Here is a 1,649-nt window from a genome sequence, read left to right as displayed (position 1 = left end):
CCCTTCCCCCTCCCCTTCCAAAAATGCTGACACAACTAATCGCCCAAACTAGCACAGCAGGACAAGCCCTGGACACTCTATCTGACGCCATAGAAGTCTCTCAAAAAACCGTCGAATCGTGGAATTTAGTTTGGTTTAACACCTTCAACACTCAAGAATCCTCTCTCTGGATTGCCTTAGTCAAACTAGGACTAATTCTGGCCGGAATGTCTGTTACTTACCTCGCTGTCACCACTGGCAAAGAAATCATCGAAAAACAGTCTTGGTCAGAGTTAGTAGCCATGTTTATCTGGCCGCTTGTGATTGTAGTATTTCTCAGTAACAACGGTAAAGTCTTAGCTGAAAGCGTCAAATTCATCAAAGCTGTAGGCAGCACTCAAGTTCAAGAAATTATGAAAATTCAAGTCGGAGAAATGACCTTCAGAACTGCCCTGAGCGACGTTAACCTCACCAGTGCTGGCAAAGAAGAAATCGAAAAACTCTACAGCGAATGTCAGGGCAAAGTTGGATCAGCTTTAGTGGAATGTTGGAACAGCAAAAAACAGCCCGCTCAACAAATCCTCCAGGCAGCCGAACAGCAAAATGGAGGACCTCTCAAAAGCTTGCAGCGATTTGTCGAAAATTTAGGCAATGTTGCCAATCTTCAGGATATAGGAAATGGCGATTTTGCAGGACAAGTTTTTCGGTCTACTGTCTTGCCCATCATTCGCTTAATTCTTAGAGCAGTACAGTGGGCATTTGTCAATATTTTAGAAGCAGCATTGTTGCTAACAGCTCTATTCGGACCGATTGCAATGGGCTTGTCGCTGCTGCCGCTGCAAGGAAAACCTATCTGGGCTTGGTTAATAGGGTTTATGTCCTTATTTGGAGTGCAATTGGGGTACAACATCGTCGTTGGCTTAGTCGCTGTAGTGATTGTCAAATCCGATGCAGAGTTAGTTACAGATATCGCCTTTTTATTCTTTTTAGCTGTGTTTTCTCCAGTTCTTGCCGTGTTAATTGCCAAGGGTGGAGGAACTGCTTTGTATAGTGCGATCGCCAATAGCACCAAACAGCTTACAGATATTGCCAGTAACGCGATCGGCGTTATTGCCGGAAAACTGATCTAGGGGAAGGGGAAGGGGAAGGGGAAGGGGAAGGAAATTGTGATAGATTTTTCTGGGCTTAGATTATCATAAAATTTGTAAAAACTTCTAGCCTTTGATTCCTCAACTCTCTACCCTTTAATTTAAGGAGATTAATTATGTCATCACATCGCGAACAATTTATTTGGCAAAGAACAGCCAAGTTAGCTGTGAAGTGTTACGAGATTACCAAAAAATTTCCCAAGGAGGAACTGTATGGTCTTACTAATCAGCTTCGTCGAGCTGCGGTTTCTGTACCTGCCAACATTGCTGAAGGCTATGGACGCAATACAACAACTGATTATGTCCGATTTTTACACATAGCTGAAGGCTCATTGCGAGAAGTTGATACCCATGTATGGATAGCCACTGAGCTTGGCTATATCAATCAACAAGATAGTGATGTCCTCTGCCAAGAAATTGACGAGTGCCTTCGCCTTCTTTTGTCTGCTGCTAGAAAATTAGCATCTCGTACTTAAGAAGGGGAGGGGGAAGGGGAAGGGGAAGGAAGGATAAATTTTCTAC

General features: G+C 43.6%; 2 protein-coding genes. Both read left to right on the top strand.

The genetic code is table 11. The features are described from left to right. Positions 1-1,109: hypothetical protein (locus AACV78_RS13150; RefSeq protein WP_339383617.1), on the top strand; the 1,109-nt coding region annotated here is incomplete at its 5' end. Between the two features lie 134 nt (positions 1,110-1,243). Next, a complete protein-coding gene (locus tag AACV78_RS13145; protein WP_194074431.1) occupies positions 1,244-1,603 on the top strand; it encodes a four helix bundle protein in 360 nt (119 codons plus the stop codon). Positions 1,604-1,649: the final 46 nt, after the last annotated feature.

Source organism: Tychonema sp. LEGE 07196 (assembly GCF_963890365.1).
Taxonomy (GTDB): Bacteria; Cyanobacteriota; Cyanobacteriia; order Cyanobacteriales; family Microcoleaceae; genus Microcoleus.
This window is presented reverse-complemented; position numbering and strand designations above follow the sequence as displayed.